At 44.6% G+C, this 14,534-nt stretch carries 21 protein-coding genes; 13 read left to right on the forward strand and 8 right to left on the reverse strand.

The window, feature by feature from the left end; translation table 11 throughout:
• The 8 genes from LQZ19_RS05395 to LQZ19_RS05430 form a co-directional block, all read left to right on the forward strand.
• Positions 1–1,391 (forward strand): tyrosine-type recombinase/integrase (locus LQZ19_RS05395; RefSeq protein ID WP_411046637.1); only part of this gene is annotated, 1,391 nt, incomplete at its 5' end.
• A gap of 134 nt (positions 1,392–1,525) precedes the next feature.
• Complete coding sequence (locus tag LQZ19_RS05400; protein WP_411046638.1) at positions 1,526–1,840, forward strand: helix-turn-helix domain-containing protein; 315 nt, start codon at positions 1,526–1,528, stop codon at positions 1,838–1,840.
• A complete protein-coding gene (locus tag LQZ19_RS05405; RefSeq protein WP_411046639.1) occupies positions 1,824–2,375 on the forward strand; it encodes a hypothetical protein in 552 nt (183 codons plus the stop codon). Before LQZ19_RS05400 ends, LQZ19_RS05405 begins: the two co-directional genes overlap by 17 nt.
• A 2-nt stretch (positions 2,376–2,377) precedes the next feature.
• Positions 2,378–3,613, forward strand: coding sequence for a phage terminase large subunit (locus tag LQZ19_RS05410; protein ID WP_411046640.1), 1,236 nt, complete (start codon positions 2,378–2,380; stop codon positions 3,611–3,613).
• Entirely contained in the window at positions 3,610–4,866 is a 1,257-nt protein-coding gene (locus LQZ19_RS05415; RefSeq protein ID WP_411046641.1) for a phage portal protein, read from the forward strand. The genes LQZ19_RS05410 and LQZ19_RS05415 overlap by 4 nt, the downstream gene beginning before the upstream one ends.
• Positions 4,856–5,578, forward strand: a complete 723-nt coding sequence (locus LQZ19_RS05420) for a response regulator transcription factor (protein WP_411046642.1) — start codon at positions 4,856–4,858, stop codon at positions 5,576–5,578. The genes LQZ19_RS05415 and LQZ19_RS05420 overlap by 11 nt, the downstream gene beginning before the upstream one ends.
• A complete protein-coding gene (locus LQZ19_RS05425; RefSeq protein ID WP_411046643.1) occupies positions 5,559–6,251 on the forward strand; it encodes an HK97 family phage prohead protease in 693 nt (230 codons plus the stop codon). Before LQZ19_RS05420 ends, LQZ19_RS05425 begins: the two co-directional genes overlap by 20 nt.
• Positions 6,252–6,255: 4 nt before the next feature.
• Positions 6,256–7,563 (forward strand): phage major capsid protein, encoded by a 1,308-nt coding sequence (locus tag LQZ19_RS05430; protein ID WP_411046644.1) that lies wholly within the window; start codon positions 6,256–6,258, stop codon positions 7,561–7,563.
• 181 nt (positions 7,564–7,744) lie between these two features.
• Here LQZ19_RS05430 and LQZ19_RS05435 read toward each other — a convergent pair whose 3' ends face one another.
• The 4 genes from LQZ19_RS05435 to LQZ19_RS05450 are packed head-to-tail and all read right to left on the reverse strand — an operon-like array spanning position 7,745 to position 9,083.
• Entirely contained in the window at positions 7,745–7,891 is a 147-nt protein-coding gene (locus tag LQZ19_RS05435) for a hypothetical protein (protein WP_411046645.1), read from the reverse strand.
• Positions 7,892–7,943: 52 nt separating this feature from the next.
• Complete coding sequence (locus LQZ19_RS05440) at positions 7,944–8,450, reverse strand: hypothetical protein (protein WP_411046646.1); 507 nt, start codon at positions 8,448–8,450, stop codon at positions 7,944–7,946.
• Between the two features lie 52 nt (positions 8,451–8,502).
• The gene (locus LQZ19_RS05445) at positions 8,503–8,757 is read right to left on the reverse strand and encodes a hypothetical protein (RefSeq protein WP_411046647.1); all 255 of its coding nucleotides are present in this window, start codon (positions 8,755–8,757) and stop codon (positions 8,503–8,505) included.
• A gap of 56 nt (positions 8,758–8,813) precedes the next feature.
• Positions 8,814–9,083, reverse strand: coding sequence for a hypothetical protein (locus tag LQZ19_RS05450; RefSeq protein WP_411046648.1), 270 nt, complete (start codon positions 9,081–9,083; stop codon positions 8,814–8,816).
• A 205-nt stretch (positions 9,084–9,288) separates the two neighbouring features.
• Here LQZ19_RS05450 and LQZ19_RS05455 point away from each other — a divergent pair, with 205 nt between their 5' ends.
• The 5 genes from LQZ19_RS05455 to LQZ19_RS05475 all read left to right on the forward strand — a co-directional run bounded on the left by LQZ19_RS05455 (position 9,289) and on the right by LQZ19_RS05475 (position 12,103).
• On the forward strand, positions 9,289–9,504 hold the full coding sequence (locus tag LQZ19_RS05455) for a helix-turn-helix domain-containing protein (RefSeq protein ID WP_411046649.1): 216 nt from the start codon (positions 9,289–9,291) through the stop codon (positions 9,502–9,504).
• Between the two features lie 552 nt (positions 9,505–10,056).
• Positions 10,057–10,425, forward strand: coding sequence for a hypothetical protein (locus LQZ19_RS05460; RefSeq protein ID WP_411046650.1), 369 nt, complete (start codon positions 10,057–10,059; stop codon positions 10,423–10,425).
• A gap of 112 nt (positions 10,426–10,537) precedes the next feature.
• On the forward strand, positions 10,538–11,050 hold the full coding sequence (locus LQZ19_RS05465; RefSeq protein WP_411046651.1) for a CsgG/HfaB family protein: 513 nt from the start codon (positions 10,538–10,540) through the stop codon (positions 11,048–11,050).
• On the forward strand, positions 11,047–11,538 hold the full coding sequence (locus LQZ19_RS05470) for a hypothetical protein (RefSeq protein WP_411046652.1): 492 nt from the start codon (positions 11,047–11,049) through the stop codon (positions 11,536–11,538). Before LQZ19_RS05465 ends, LQZ19_RS05470 begins: the two co-directional genes overlap by 4 nt.
• A 4-nt stretch (positions 11,539–11,542) precedes the next feature.
• Positions 11,543–12,103, forward strand: coding sequence for a hypothetical protein (locus LQZ19_RS05475; RefSeq protein ID WP_411046653.1), 561 nt, complete (start codon positions 11,543–11,545; stop codon positions 12,101–12,103).
• A gap of 90 nt (positions 12,104–12,193) precedes the next feature.
• Here LQZ19_RS05475 and LQZ19_RS05480 read toward each other — a convergent pair whose 3' ends face one another.
• The 4 genes from LQZ19_RS05480 to LQZ19_RS05495 form a co-directional block, all read right to left on the reverse strand.
• Positions 12,194–12,967 carry a J domain-containing protein gene (locus LQZ19_RS05480; protein WP_411046654.1) on the reverse strand — a complete coding sequence of 258 codons (774 nt, stop codon included), beginning with the start codon at positions 12,965–12,967 and terminating at the stop codon, positions 12,194–12,196.
• A 43-nt stretch (positions 12,968–13,010) separates the two neighbouring features.
• On the reverse strand, positions 13,011–13,169 hold the full coding sequence (locus LQZ19_RS05485; RefSeq protein WP_157784280.1) for a hypothetical protein: 159 nt from the start codon (positions 13,167–13,169) through the stop codon (positions 13,011–13,013).
• A gap of 48 nt (positions 13,170–13,217) precedes the next feature.
• Positions 13,218–13,496, reverse strand: coding sequence for a hypothetical protein (locus tag LQZ19_RS05490; RefSeq protein WP_411046655.1), 279 nt, complete (start codon positions 13,494–13,496; stop codon positions 13,218–13,220).
• 178 nt (positions 13,497–13,674) lie between these two features.
• Positions 13,675–14,534 (reverse strand): tetratricopeptide repeat protein (locus LQZ19_RS05495; RefSeq protein ID WP_411046656.1); only part of this gene is annotated, 860 nt, incomplete at its 5' end.

The following is a 14,534-nucleotide window of genomic DNA, read 5'->3' on the forward strand; positions in this document are numbered from 1 at the left end:
GGGGTTTAACCATGCGAGTAAGGGAATCTTATTCACTGTACCAGCGGAAGACACCAGCGGGGGTGGTCTTTTATTATCAGGTGTATGACGAGGCGGGGAAACGGCTGTGCGGTCATTCCACGGGGAAAACGACTAAAACGGCGGCAAGGGAGTTTTGCAACCAGCTTTTGAAGGCGGGAAAGTTACTGCCGGAAAAAGACCCGGCGCCGACCTTTGGGGGGTTTTCAGAGGGATGGTGGGACTTTGAGACTTGCCGTTATACCAAGAGCCGAAACGCCCGGAATGCGCTTACGCAACGGTATCTTGATACTGCATCCTATACCCTGAAACGGTATATTTTGCCGTACTTTGAAAAGAGCCGCATTGATCTGATTACCGATACCATGATCGATAACTGGCTCCTTTCCCTGCTGGACAAGGGCTTAAAAAAATCATCTGCCAATAATGCCTACAACATTTTCAGGACCATGCTGACCTATGCCCATAGGAAATTACGGCTAATTCCTATCAACCCTTTTGATGTGGTGCAAAAGCTCGGCGCAGACAAAAAAGAGGATGATGATGAGGATGGCGAAAATCAAGAAACAATGTGTATCCTCTCCCCGGAAGAAGTAAAGCGGCTGTTTCCTGAAAACTGGGAAACGGTTTGGAGCAAGAAACTGTACTATGTCCTTAACAAGCTGGCGGCTTGTACGGGTATGCGGTTGGGGGAACTGCTGGGGCTGAAAGCCAAGTATGTATATAACGGGTATATCTATGTTCGGAAACAGTTTGACAGTCTGGGCTACCGGAATGTTAAGACGAAAAAGCCCCGGTATATTCCCATTCCGAAAGGTGTTGAAGATGATTTGCGGGAGCTTATCGCAAAAAACGGGGATGAATTTATTTTCGTTTTAGAGCCTAATGCCCCGCAACCCGTATCCCGTGCCTCGGTAACTATTGAATACCACAAGGCGCTGGGTAAGATTGGGATTGACCGGGAGGTGCAGAGAAAGCGGGGGCTTCATATGCACGGCTGGCGGCATTTCTTTAACACCTTCCTCCTGATGGAGAATATCACCGATGATAAGGTGATGGCGTTGACGGGCCATGTAACGAAGGGAATGAAAGAGCGGTATACCCATTTTGACGGGTCGAAGTTTACGGATGTGAAGGCGTTGCAGGAAAAGATGATAGACCAGAAACCGGAGGTTCCTGTCCAGGCGCAGATACCGGGTCCAATTCCGTTATCTGGCGGGGCGGTAAATATCCAGATGCTTAATGTGGTGGTGCCTTCGTCTGAAACGGGCGATCCTATGGCTTGGCTTGAACGGGTGGACTTCTCGATTATTGCGGATGTGGTAAACGGGAAAAGACGGGAGCGTGATGTAACGGAGAATAGCGCCGTCTAGGATTTATAAAAAAGAACTGTGAGCCGTCCTTGGGAAACCGGGGGCGGCCTTTTTTTTGCCTTGGCGTTAAAAAGTCGTCAAAATATTACCTTTGTGAAATATCCAGTTTCTTAATTCCGCGCGAAAGTAGGGACATGGAAACAACAAAAACAGTTTGGGCGGAAAAGATAATCGTCATCGAGGACTTGATGACGATTCAGGACGTGGCCCGGATTACCCAATTCAAGGTTTGCACGATCCGCAAGTTTGTGTTGAAGGACACGATCCCCTATATCAAGGTGGGGGGCGGCTTGCGGTTCCGGCCTTCGGAGATTGCGGCGTGGATTAACGGGTCTTTGAAAGGCGGCAATTCTGCGGGTTCCCCGTCCGGGCAGGGGGCCGAAAAAACCCCGGAACTGTTTACCGGGCCGGAAGCGGATATGGGGGCGGGTGATGACGGACATAAATAAGGTCATCGAGGAAGTCTGGCATCAAGATGCCTTGGCAACGGCTATGCCTTTTGAAAGCTGGGAACGGCTGGCCGGGGAAAGTGCGGGGGCGTTTGCGGCGTTCTGCACTTTCCGGGATTTTGGGCCGGAGCGGAATATCCGCAAGGCGGTTGAGGTAGCGGAGGGGGATGAAAAAAAGCGGGGCAAGAAATACCGGGTTTGGCGGGGCTGGGCGGCGGCGTTCCGGTGGCGGGAACGGGCGGCGGACTATGACGGTTATGTGGACAAACTGAAACAGGCGGAGCTGCGGAAAACCATTGAAGAACAGGGGAAGGTTCACCGGGCCATTACGGGAAAAATGCTGCGGGTGGTTGAAAAGAAACTTGACCTTATGGACCCCTCGGAGTTGGGACAGGGGGCGGTAACGGAGTGGGTTTCTACGGCGATACGGGCGGAGCGGGAAGCGGCGGGTTTAACTTCCGGCAAGGATAAGCCGGAGGGACAGGTCGATAAGAACGGGCAGATTACGTTCCTGCCGGATTTTGAGGGGCTTTGACTATGACGGTGTTTAAGCCCACTACGGTACAACGGCAGGCGTTAAAGCTGGTGAAGGGCGGCGCAAAACATATCTTGTTGTTTGGCGGTTCCCGGTCAGGCAAGACTACGGTGCTGGTGATGGTGATCATCTACCGGGCGATCCGCTTTGCGGGTTCCCGGCATTTGATTTGCCGTTACCGGGCCAAGGATGCCCGGAGTTCCGTACTGCGGGAAACGCTTTTACCGGCCCTTACCAATACCGTTGGGACTAACCGCTATAACTACTTAGCCCATGAAAGCATGATTACCCTTTTCAACGGCAGTGAGATTTGGATTGGCGGGCTGGGGGATCGGGAACAGGCTGACAAGATTTTAGGGCATGAGTACAACACGATCTATTTTAACGAGATTTCGCAGCTTAGTTATATTTCGGTAACGACTGCGTATTCTCGGCTGGCTATGCGGGTGCCGGGGTGCCGGAATTTGTTTCTGTACGACTGCAATCCGGGCAGCCCTTTACATTGGGCGTTTAGGATTTTCATTCGCAAGCAGCAGTTTCTAAACGGGGAACCGCTGGTAAAGCCGGAACTGTACGCCTCGATGATACTTAACCCGGCTGATAATGCGGAGCATTTGCCGGAGGACTATATTTCCGATGTGCTGGGGGCCATGCCGGAAAAACAGAAGGCGCGGTTCCGGGATGGCTCCTGGGTTAAGGCGGAAGGGGTTGTCTACGAACTGTTCGATGAATCCATGATTTTGAAAGCGGCGGATATGCCCAAGGACTATGACCGGATTTGCGCCGGACAGGATTTCGGCCTGAATATCACGAATGTAAAAATAGGCTGGGTGCATGAGGTTGTTTATGTGATTGCCGACTATGGTGCTTTCAACATGACCACTAAATCATTTAATGAGGAATTGGCCGCCCGGCATTGGTTTGATCTGGGGCTTGACGGTGGGCATGAATGCCTTGGTTTTCCGGTGTATTGCGATCCGGCTGGCGGGGAGCGGATACAGGAAATTACCGGGGGCGTTAAGGCAAATAATAGCGTTGAAAGCGGGATCGATTTTATCAATGCGAAGATAGAACGGGGACAATTTTTTGTCGCCGATGGCTGTACTGGTGTCCTTTCGGAGGTATGGGATTACTGCCGGGATGAGGCGGGGGAAATAATCAAGGTCAATGACCACTACTTAGACGCTCTGCGGTATGCGGTGTTCTCCGATGTGCAACAGGGGGTAATAGCGCAATGAAACTATTTACCCCGCTTATCAATGGAATAAAAACCTTAAAATTGCAAACGAAAGCAGACAGGCCGGATTATCCGATGGATGACGAATTTCAAAATAATTTACCAATTTTGTCTGAAAGTGGTGCATACTTATATTCAGCCTGGGTAAACATTGCGGTGGGTATTTTGATCCGCAATATTGCCCGTGCGGAATTTGGTTTGATCCGGGGGGGTAATGATGTAACAAGCGGGCCGCTCTTTGAATTGTTCCGAAGGCCGAACCGCCTGATGTCCGGTTATGACCTTTGGAAGGAAACGGCGGCTTGGTGGTATCTGGAAGGTGAAGCGTTCTGGTGGTTTGGGCCGGATTACGATGGCGGGTTACCGCATGAAATTTACATTCTTGATCCGAGACGGGTACGGCATGAAAGTGTTACGGCGGGGGGCGTACATGATCCATTTAACCAACTAAAGAAGCGGTGGTTTTATCAGACTGATACCGATCTGATACCTATTCTGACCGATGAATTGATCCAGTTCCGGGACTGGAACCCCTGGAATCCGATACGGGGGGTTAATCCGCTTGCGGCGTTAGCCCTGGAACTGGAACAGGATTATTATGCAAATAAAGCAAACAGCCAATTACTAAAAAATAACGCTATCCCAATGGGGATACTGAAAACTGACCAGACTATAAGGCCGGAGGAAGCGGACGCTTTAGAGCGGCGCTGGGAAAGCAAGTACGGGGCGGTAAAGGCAAACCGGAAAATAGCGGTACTCGGCAAGGGGACCAGTTTTGAACCCCTATCCTTTACCCCGGAAGTGGTCAAGTTATTTGAGCTTAAACGCTGGAACCTCTACACTATTTTAGCAAAGTACGGCATCCCTCCACGGGTTGCCAATATAAACGATAAATCAAGCAATCTTTCCGGGAAGGATACGGCGGAACAGCATAGCGCCTTCTGGCAATATACGCTTATCCCTACCCTGCGGCAATTTGAAAACATTCTGGAGACTCAATTTTTTATCCGCTTTGGATTACGGGAGACCGGGAAATTCAATCTGGGCGATATACCGGAATTGCAGGAGAGCGAGGACGCTCAAAGTAACCGGGATATTGCGGAGATTAACGCCGGATTAAAGACGATTAACGATGTTCTGAAAGAGCGTGGAAAGGAGACAAAGCCCTGGGGAGATAAATGGTACCGGCCCAAGAATCTTGTTCCGGTAAACGTGCAGTCCGGTGATACGTCCGGGGAAGGACATGGCGAATAATATTATTGTGGCGAGCACTTCGGTGCCGTTTGCAGAATATGTACGCAAAAATGTTGAACAGCTTACCCGTATGGAACCGATAGTGCTTGCTTCTGATTTGGAGGACTTGAAAGAAAAGATTAAACGGTATCAAGCCCGGCTGGTGTTTCTTGAATCGAATTTTGTAGATATTGCCACGCCTTATATGATGGCGGTTTTGAAGGGGAAGAATAAAAAGGTGCGCTTTGCAATCTTTAGTTTTGAAAAGGTGGTAAGTGAGGAAGTGGAGCGTTTTTACAATCTGGGGGCGGCGGGATATTTGAATTACCGGGATGGTCTTGAATCCTGTTTGAAAGGATACCGGAAACTGCTTGAGGGGAAGGATTACTTTCCTAATGAGGTGGAAGAAACCGGGGCTTCCTGCCATTTTGCGGATTACCGTCTGGGTGAGCTTAAACAGCAGGAATTGACCATGCAGGACCGGGAATTGATTTGTTTAATGAGCCGTGGAAAATCGGCTGAGGAGATTAGCGGGCTTTTACATTTGACCTATGAAACGGTGAAGAATTACAAGAGCCGTATTTACAAGAAGTGCGGGATAAAGAATTCGGTCCAGCTTTTACTGTTTGCGTTGTATATGGGCCTTATAGGCTCGGAAGAAATTTTGAAGGCCGCCTTCGGAGAAGGCGGGGAACTTATGACAAAGGGGGTCTATGGTGATTCTGAGGAATAAGAGCGGGGAATTTCAGGTGCAGAACCGGGCGGGGCTGCTGGATTTCCTGCGGGGTGAAGCGGGAATGAGGAATGGGGAGGGAGGAGTTACGGAGCTTGCGGGGCTGGAATGTATCTGCTCGGTTCCGTTTGCGGTAGCAACTGCGGCTTCCGTGCAGGACGGGGAAAATAGTAATGCTATTGCTTGGACTTTCTCTACCTTTGACCTTGACCGTTATGATGAGCGGATAGACCCTGCAGGGTGGGACTATAGACAGTTCATGCAAAACCCGGTTATCCAGTGGGCACATTGTTTTAATATTCCGGCTATCGGGAAGGCTGACGGGGTGTTCGCCGATGAAAAGGGTTTGCATGGTTCCATTGTCTTTAATGGCAAGGACTATGATCCCTTTGGGTGGTCCATCGGGGAGCGGGTTAAGAACGGCGTGATCCGGGCCGGGTCGGTGGGGTTCCGGGTTCTGGAAATTGAACTGCCCTCAAAAGAGGACAGTAAGGACGGTACTGCGCTTATATTCAGGAAACAGGAGCTTCTTGAATTTAGTGTGTGCAATGTTCCGGCTAATCCTTGGGCTCTGGCAGAGCCCTTAGCGTTGGCAAAGGGAATGACGGAAAAGAAACAGGAAACCAGTTTCCCTGACTTTTGGGGAAACATCATTCAAAACCATAAGGAGTAAAACTATGGGCAATGAAGAATTGGAAGCGGTTAAAAAGGCATTAACCGCTATGAAGAAAATCGAGTTGACGGGGTTTACCAATACGGAAACCGCAACGGCTTACTTCAAGGAAAAGGAAATGATCCTTGAGGGGATAGTCAAAACTATGGAGACTATCACGGTGCAGGAATCATCGGAAATGGAAGCCTTGAAAGCCACGGTCAAGAGTCTGCGGGATGAACTGAAGGGACGGGCGGCGAATCCCCGTGAATTGACCCGGAAGGAATTACAATACCGCCTTGGTAAGGCGTTGGCGGCGGCGTGGACGGGGAATCATGGGGCCTTGGCGGAACTGTCCTTTACGCCGAACCTGAAAGCGGATAACTGGACTAATCCCCGTGATGTGTCCTGGGGGGAAAAGGGCTGGAACGTCAATGAGAAGGCAGCCCTCGGCTCGCCGATGGGGAACCTCTCTACCAATGATCAATACCTCATCAATCCGATTTACGAAACGGAAATCATGCAGGATGCCGCCAAAAAATCGGTAATGATGCCTCTGGTTCGTCATCGTCCGATGATGGGGCCTTCTATCTTCCTGCCTACGAGGGACCGGGGCGGGGTGCAGTTGCATTGGCTCACTGCCTATGGTCAACAGATTACCGGGAGTAAACCCCAGGGGGCGCAACGGGTGGAACTCAAGGCGTACACCCTTGCCGGGTATATCCCCTGGTATGATGAATTTGAGGAGGATGTTTTTATCGACCTTGGCGCAATGTTCATAGACGAATTTACGGAGGTCTACGGACAGGAGTTCGACCGTCAATGTTTGCTTGCCGATGATGATCCCTTTACCGGGGCTATGGCGGTGGATGGGGCGGAGGAAGTTGAAATTGCCGGGGCGGATATAAACGGCCTGACGTGGAAGGACTTCCGGGACGCTGTGTACCGGGTTCCTGCGGAGGAGCGCAAGGATTGTGCGTGGTTCCTGCATGAAACGGTATTAAACCACATTGCCAACATTGAGGACGCTGACGGGCGCCCGATCTGGCGGCATCCTACGGAAGCTATGCCGGGCAAGCTCGATCTGTATCCGTATCATGAGGTTTCCATCATGCCGCAGATCGGGGCGGTTGAAAATGATACCCCTTTTGCGATCTTTATGAACCCTAAAAGAATTCAACACGGGAACCGGAAGGGGATCGAGATCAAGAAATTTGACGGGACTACCGAAAGCATGGAATACGGGGAATTGTTCCTGCGGTTCCGCAAGCGGGATGGGTTCTTGGTTACAAGACCATCGGGGAATATGGTCATCTTAAAAACAAAAGAGTAAATCGAAGGAAAGCCGTCCGTAAGGGCGGCACTTTTTTTCTGCTCATAAATAAATACTGATAGCGTTTTCTGTAAGTAACCCTGTTTTGTATTCCGGTTCCGGGAGACTGTCTAAATGTTCAATCTCCTTTCTGAATATCCGGGCATACGTCCCTTCGGGCCGTTTGACGATAGGAATGGATTTAAGCGCCGCTATTCAGCGGCGTGGCGTCATCATCCCCCTGTAAATAAGCATAGAATTTGTAGTTGTTATCATAAAGCAAATAATGTCCTGTTTCCGGTTCGTAAGAATAACTGTATTTCAACCCGCTGAAAACTGGTAGTAACATGATCAATTCCTTCAATGATATAATATCCCCCGCATAAGCGGGGGCTGTTTGCTTACATGGCCAATTTATAGGCTTGTTTCTCTTTGTCCTTTTCCTCTTTTTCCCGGCTTACTTTCTGACTGCCCTTTTTAGCCCTGATTTCGTCAAGGGTTTCATGGCTGGAAATATTGCGCTTGGGGCGGCCTGAATAAATCCATGCCTTACGGTTGCCGGAATACCAGAAGCCCAGGACCTTTAGTTGCTCCCTGATTTCTTTTGAGTTAAAGCAGTAAATCCAGTAGCCTATGATTTCGATTTCGCAATCAAGGTCTATTATTTTCTGTAAGATTTCCTGAAAGGGTGTAACCGCATCGGCGGCGGGTTTCCATTCCTTGTCTGCATAATAGGAATTGAAGGAATGGGACATAAAACCGTTTAGGAAACTATTAAACTGGTTTATTATTTCTACGGTGGCGGCCTCGCCTTCTTCCCCTGCGTGATCCGGGTGGTACTGTTTTAATAATTCCCGGTAGCGTTTTTTTGCTTCCTCTACGGATTGGCATTTTTCAAAGTAGTCCATTTTGACTGCTCCTTTTATGAAGTACCCCCGCTCAAGCGGGGGATGGTTTGAGCTATAAGGCCGCCAATAGTGCGGCTTTTTCTTCCGGGGTGATGGCACTGTGGAAGGTGCAGCCCTGACATTTGGTATTGTCCCGGCAGGACAGGCAGACTTTTGAGGGGTCCACTATGGAGGGCAAGAGCCTGACCATGAGATCCACGGCAACGGGCATGGGCTTACCCATAGCCCATGCAAGGCGGCGGACCGACACGGCAGCAAGGCCGGAAAACTGCGGCGAATAATACCGCTTTTGATCTGTGCTGTTCATTCTGAAAACTCCAAAAACGAAATAACCCCCGACAGCCAGGGCCGGGGGAAAAGTACCTAAAACAAAGAAAGTTGACCATGTGAAAGAAAAGAAGCGGAGACGGTGCGGTTTGCGTAAATGGTATGGAGATAAGAAACATAGCGGGCCGCTTCTTCTTCTGTTCTGAAAAAGCGGCGGCATTTGAGACCATGACCAAAGGGCAAGCCGGATAAAACAAGATGAGCCGGGACGGTTTGCTTTTTAATGCGGGTAGAGACCAGGGCCGGCCTGTGCTGAAAAAAAGCAAACTGCGCTAAAACCTGATAGCAGGGTATTTGGCTAGGCATAACAACACCCCGAAGGGAAAGGGCAAACATAAAAATGCCGTTGTTAAGCCCAGCCATACGGCCAGGTGGGGCAAGGGCAAAAATGCCCTTGCTGATATACGTTATAATAAAGATTATATACTATTTAATAAACATAGTCAAGTAAATAATAAAATATTTTTACTTTTTATTGACGGGTAAGGGCATACTATGGTATTTTAAAAGTATGGGAATGACGGAAAAAATACGGATTATGCTGGTAAAGCAAGGTAATATTTCAGAGGCCGAACTTGCAAGGCGGCTGGGACAGACCCCGGCAAATCTACACCATAAGATGAAGCGGGACAATTTTTCTGAAAAGGAACTGCGGGAGATTGCGGAGGCGTTAGACTGCGGACTAAAAATAAACCTTGTTGTGAATAAGACCGGGGAGGAAATTTGACCGTACCGAATGAACTTCATAGCCGGACATACCGAATAAAGCCAATCTTTAGCAGAGAATTCCGGCGTAACCTCTTGCCGAATACCTAAGTGGACGGCTCAGGTATGACCGGGGAGCCGCCGAATTGCCCCCCGCTTACTCACCCTTTCACCACTAACGGACAGACTGACAAACGGGACTAATACGGCACGGCAGGGCACAAAGCCGACAAAACAGGCTCCTGCGAAGAAAGCGGCGCATGAATGGCCGAAGTGAACGCCTATGGTGCCAGGCACTGATTTTGCCTCCTGATTATTAAAAAACGGGTAATTTGACTTGAAAATTTTCCAAATTGTGGGTATAATATATATATGTTTTCCATATTTGAATAATCAAAAAGGAAAATCCGGACAAAAAGGATGTTCAGGGAACTTTGGTGGTAAAAAAGCCGCAAAAGGCATGCGATAAAGGTAAAATTGCATGCGTAAAATAATCCTGTTATTATTGGTAACCGGCACTTTCAATGTGTAGGTGGAAACACCAACTAAAGTAATTTTATTTAAGGAGAATGCGATGAATGAAATAAAATTGTTTGGCGTAAAATGGAATAGGGAAACTTATGATCCTATTCGATATCCATTACTCTATGTCTTATCTTTGATAACAATAATAAAATACACCAACAATGAAGGTGATTATTGCTTCATAACCAATGATGTTGTAACTCTTATCCCGTATTCTGATAGTTTTAAATGGAATATTAACAATAAAAAAATATTAACTGAAATAAAGAAAGGTGCTGTAGAAAAAAAACCTCTTTTCTTATGCTTTGGTGAGCAAAAAGAGTCCTTGGAAAGAACCTTTAACTACGCAGATTTTGAAGATCATGTCTTAAAAACAGCTGATGAGATTTTCGATAAAACAGAAGATAAAAGCTATTGAATTATATGAAATGGATGCCATAAGATGTGATGTAGTATCAATATATAACTTGGCTTGTGGCTGCTGGGCATTACATAGAATTAATTGATAATTAAGATTGTGGAGGCAGCTGATGAAAAAGGGTTTCATATTATTTGTTTTGGTACTTGCATTTTATGGTTGTGTTACTACGCATTTTACAATTACCGACCAAATGGCAAAACCAATAATAGATTCAAAGTGGGAAGAAATGCTTGAAACTATGGAACCAGGTTTACCGGTATGCGTCTGGTGGTGTGATGACGAGCGTTTCCAAAAAGGTTCTGATGAACAAGAACATGTAACCACTATTGCTTTTTGGATTCAAGGGTATATCGAACAACAGCTTGTAAAAGAACAGAAATATGATGTTGTTACACGAACACACCTTGAAAAAATATTCCGTGAACAAGAATTTCAATATTCAGGCCATGTCGATGATAGAACTATGGCCACTATCGGTAAAATTCTTGGAGCAAAATTCATGGTTGTATCGCGGATTACGCCAATAAGTACTTTGAATATACAAATTCTTGACTGCGAAACAGGGAAAATCATGTATGTCTGCGATACAAAAATAAATGAAAAGCAAAGAATTGGTACATGATGGGAATAAAGAAGATATTAATTATATGTATTGTAATATTTTGCATTGGTTTTAATAAAGGGAAAAAGGCAACTTATGAACCAGAAAAATTAATTGCGACTAACGCTTACATGTTAAAAATAGCAGAATTGCAGAAAAAAGTCTATGATAATACTGCAAACTATGACAAAGAAATCGCTTTGATACAAAGCAGACAAGCAACGGAACTTAACGCTTTACAGAAAAAGCAAATCCTTGAACGCAATGCCTTGAAAGCCGAACAAATTATTAAAATTAATGATTTACAAAAAAATAATTATACTGATATGAACCAACTAGCTGTCGAACATGAAAAAGAGATAATTAAAACCAGGGATTCGTATTATATTAAAGGGCAGACTGATATTAGAACAAGTATTCAAAATAATATTGATTCAAAGGCAAGAGAGAATATGACAAAAAATGATTGGGATGCTCCCGTTTATTCTGTGAAAAAATTAAGGGATTAAATTTATGTCAGCACTGAAACGATTCAATCAAATAATTAAATATCTAATAACATTTAACTTTTCAAAAATAAAGTTTAAGACAATCAATCGTATTATAATAATGATATTTTCTTTTCTTCTTATCCTTCAAGCAGGATATGAATCCGGAAAGGAAAAGGGTGTTAAAGATGCACAATCATTTGCGGAAAAACAGTACAAACCGAAAGTCATCATATTAGAAGATGAGCTATCAAAAATTGAAACAACAGGTAAAAATAGAATTGAATCTATTAATAAGAATCATGTTGCTAAAATTAAAATGTTAAATAATGAACACATTATTCAAGTTAATAAAATGAATAGTAACCATAATAGCCAGGTTGATGAAATAAATCGTATTCATGATGCCGAAATAAATTTGACGAAGGACGTTCAAGCAAAAGAACTTGAACAAACAAGAAAAAATAATTATAGTAACGGGCAAACAGATATGGGTAGTCGTATTGCGGAAATGATAGACCTTAATATAGAAAACAAAGAGGTTATAGGAGGTTGGAATGATACGGTCTATACTATTAAGAAATAATTTATAGCCTTGACCGCTTCAGAATCATCCGCACATAAACTTCACGTCTAATCTGGCATTCCACCATTAAATATAAAGTTGTATTTCAAATTATTTCTTTGTTATTGTATATTTATTCCCCTTTGTATCAGAAAATTCTCCAACTTCTTCTATTCCTGCCCCAAGCAACATTAGCACGATTACCCCCAATAATGGCAAAGGAGCAAATATTCTCAGTAACCCGATAAGAACCCCATGCATGTCCCCCCTTGTTAAATATCCAAAACTTTTTACATACCAATTAATAATAAAACCAAGAAATTTACCGTGTATAAAAGCATTAACACCGTCAGGAACACTATTTTTTATTATTATACAAATTATACACCATAATATGAGGAGCGCCAAAAGTGTAATTATTACGAAAAATATTCCTTTTATAAGAATTTTTATCAATCCTCCAAGAATAGGTATGCTTTCTATATAACTCGGAATCTGTCTGATATGATAAAATATCTTCTCTAAAAATTTCGGTTTTAAGAGATTGCCAGAATTACGATTTTGTTTTATATGAGGTTTCTTTTGTTTACCTATACGGCTCTTTGTTTTTACTTGCTGTCCAGCGGTATTAATTGTTTTCTGTATATTTGCTTGTTGTTTTTTTCCACTGTCTTGCTGCTCTTTTTTTCCCTGCCCCTGTAATATTTTCTGGTATTCATCGTAATGGTTCATTATGTTATTATAGGCATCAACAATTTCTTTTGTTTCTGCTTCTGTATCATTTTTATTGATATGTAGAGATTCTATTTTTTTCTTGTATGCGTGTTTTATTTCAATAATAGTAGCCGTGGGTGAAATTTCTAATATATTAAAATATTTTTCCATGATGTAAATTTATCCCCCTTTCTCGTAAATAAATAAACTAGAATTATTTGCCAACCACCATTGCAAACCCTACGATGACAATAGCTATCAATATTAATAGTCCCTTAAAAGACCTTCTGCCGGTAGGATAGTGTGTCATTTTCCATATCTGGTTTCCTAACAAAACCACTGCTGCCACTGTGATAACCGCAACAATTTCCACAATACATCCCCCCTTATATACGTGCAATAAAAATCATTTTTAATATATTTATTCATCTTCGTTTTCAGGCATTTCAAATTCATCATCAGTTTGTTCTTCACTATAAAATTTATTTTGGCATGTGACAGAACAAAAATCAGTAGTGTCTACAACACCGGCAGTTCCAATATTATTTTCATCAATTTTCCAACCAGCCCTTTTCGCTGCTCTAATAAAGCCATCCCACTTTTCCACTGAACCATTATAATGAAACCGCCAGTTTGTAAATATTTCACTGCAATTATCACACATAAATTGATACAAAGCACTGCCATTTACTTCAAACATATATAAACCCCCATAATACTCTATATCTTTAAAATGTTATTGTCAATGCTTAATATATTTTGGGTATTCTTGCGTATAACTCCATTAATATAAATTGGATAGCCCAAGACTTGTTTTTTGCTCCCTGGCCGGGCTGTACCTAAAAACGGAGGGAAGATATATCCAAGCAGTAATTATTTTAAGAAGAAAGTTGTTTCGCCATAGCATAATCTGCGGCGGCCAATGATTGGTTGCCGCTGGCTTTGTAAGCGTCGCCACGGTCAACATAAGCCTGAGCATCATTAGGGTTTATTCTGACAACTTGAGTATAGTCAAATACAGCTTGATCATAATGACGTTTATAGGAATATAAAAATCCACGTTGCATATATGCGGCAGCAAAATTTTGATTTAGCCTGATGGCTTCGGTGTAGTCTGTAATGCTATGGTCATAATCTATAAGTTTATAATATGCAAAGCCTCGATTAAAATAAGTATCTGCATCATTGGGATTTAACCTGATAGCCTCGGTATAGTCCGCTATGGCATGGTCATAGTCCTGTTTGCGGAAATACGCAACTCCACGGCAAAAATAAGCATCCGCATAATTGGGATCGAGTCTGATAGCCTCGTTAAAGTCCGCTATGGCATGGTCATAGTCCTGCTTGTAGCTATACGCATCCCCACGGTTATAATAAGCAAGCGCATAATTGGGATTGATCCTGATAGCCTCGGTATAGTCTGCTATGGCATGGTCATAGTCCTGGTTTTTTTTGTACGCATTCCCACGGCCAAAATAAGCATCCGCATGATTAGGATCGATTCTGATAGCCTCGGTATAGTCCGCTATGGCATGGTCGTAGTCCTGCTTGCGGAAATACGCATTCCCACGGCTATTATAAGTATTTGCATAATTGGGATTGATCCTGATAGCCTCGGTATAGTCTGATATGGCATAGACATAGTCCTGCTTGCAAGTATACGCGTTTCCACGGCCAAAATAAGCATTCACATTATTGGGATTTAACCTGATAGCCTCGGTATAGTCCGCTATGGCAT

Source organism: Treponema primitia (assembly GCF_046533075.1).
Lineage (GTDB): Bacteria > Spirochaetota > Spirochaetia > Treponematales > Breznakiellaceae > Termitinema > Termitinema primitia_B.

Excerpts from the sequence above, each read along its gene's own strand:
- LQZ19_RS05470 (WP_411046652.1), top strand. The coding sequence starts at position 11,047 with ATGATGGGAATAAAGAAGATATTAATTATATGTATTGTAATATTTTGC.
- LQZ19_RS05435 (WP_411046645.1), bottom strand. The coding sequence starts at position 7,891 with ATGTTACTACCAGTTTTCAGCGGGTTGAAATACAGTTATTCTTACGAA.
- LQZ19_RS05400 (WP_411046638.1), top strand. The coding sequence starts at position 1,526 with ATGGAAACAACAAAAACAGTTTGGGCGGAAAAGATAATCGTCATCGAG.
- LQZ19_RS05420 (WP_411046642.1), top strand. The coding sequence starts at position 4,856 with ATGGCGAATAATATTATTGTGGCGAGCACTTCGGTGCCGTTTGCAGAA.
- LQZ19_RS05415 (WP_411046641.1), top strand. The coding sequence starts at position 3,610 with ATGAAACTATTTACCCCGCTTATCAATGGAATAAAAACCTTAAAATTG.
- LQZ19_RS05480 (WP_411046654.1), bottom strand. The coding sequence starts at position 12,967 with ATGGAAAAATATTTTAATATATTAGAAATTTCACCCACGGCTACTATT.
- LQZ19_RS05465 (WP_411046651.1), top strand. The coding sequence starts at position 10,538 with ATGAAAAAGGGTTTCATATTATTTGTTTTGGTACTTGCATTTTATGGT.
- LQZ19_RS05490 (WP_411046655.1), bottom strand. The coding sequence starts at position 13,496 with ATGTTTGAAGTAAATGGCAGTGCTTTGTATCAATTTATGTGTGATAAT.
- LQZ19_RS05405 (WP_411046639.1), top strand. The coding sequence starts at position 1,824 with ATGACGGACATAAATAAGGTCATCGAGGAAGTCTGGCATCAAGATGCC.
- LQZ19_RS05450 (WP_411046648.1), bottom strand. The coding sequence starts at position 9,083 with ATGCCTAGCCAAATACCCTGCTATCAGGTTTTAGCGCAGTTTGCTTTT.
- LQZ19_RS05430 (WP_411046644.1), top strand. The coding sequence starts at position 6,256 with ATGGGCAATGAAGAATTGGAAGCGGTTAAAAAGGCATTAACCGCTATG.
- LQZ19_RS05475 (WP_411046653.1), top strand. The coding sequence starts at position 11,543 with ATGTCAGCACTGAAACGATTCAATCAAATAATTAAATATCTAATAACA.
- LQZ19_RS05445 (WP_411046647.1), bottom strand. The coding sequence starts at position 8,757 with ATGAACAGCACAGATCAAAAGCGGTATTATTCGCCGCAGTTTTCCGGC.
- LQZ19_RS05425 (WP_411046643.1), top strand. The coding sequence starts at position 5,559 with ATGGTGATTCTGAGGAATAAGAGCGGGGAATTTCAGGTGCAGAACCGG.
- LQZ19_RS05440 (WP_411046646.1), bottom strand. The coding sequence starts at position 8,450 with ATGGACTACTTTGAAAAATGCCAATCCGTAGAGGAAGCAAAAAAACGC.
- LQZ19_RS05455 (WP_411046649.1), top strand. The coding sequence starts at position 9,289 with ATGGGAATGACGGAAAAAATACGGATTATGCTGGTAAAGCAAGGTAAT.
- LQZ19_RS05460 (WP_411046650.1), top strand. The coding sequence starts at position 10,057 with ATGAATGAAATAAAATTGTTTGGCGTAAAATGGAATAGGGAAACTTAT.
- LQZ19_RS05410 (WP_411046640.1), top strand. The coding sequence starts at position 2,378 with ATGACGGTGTTTAAGCCCACTACGGTACAACGGCAGGCGTTAAAGCTG.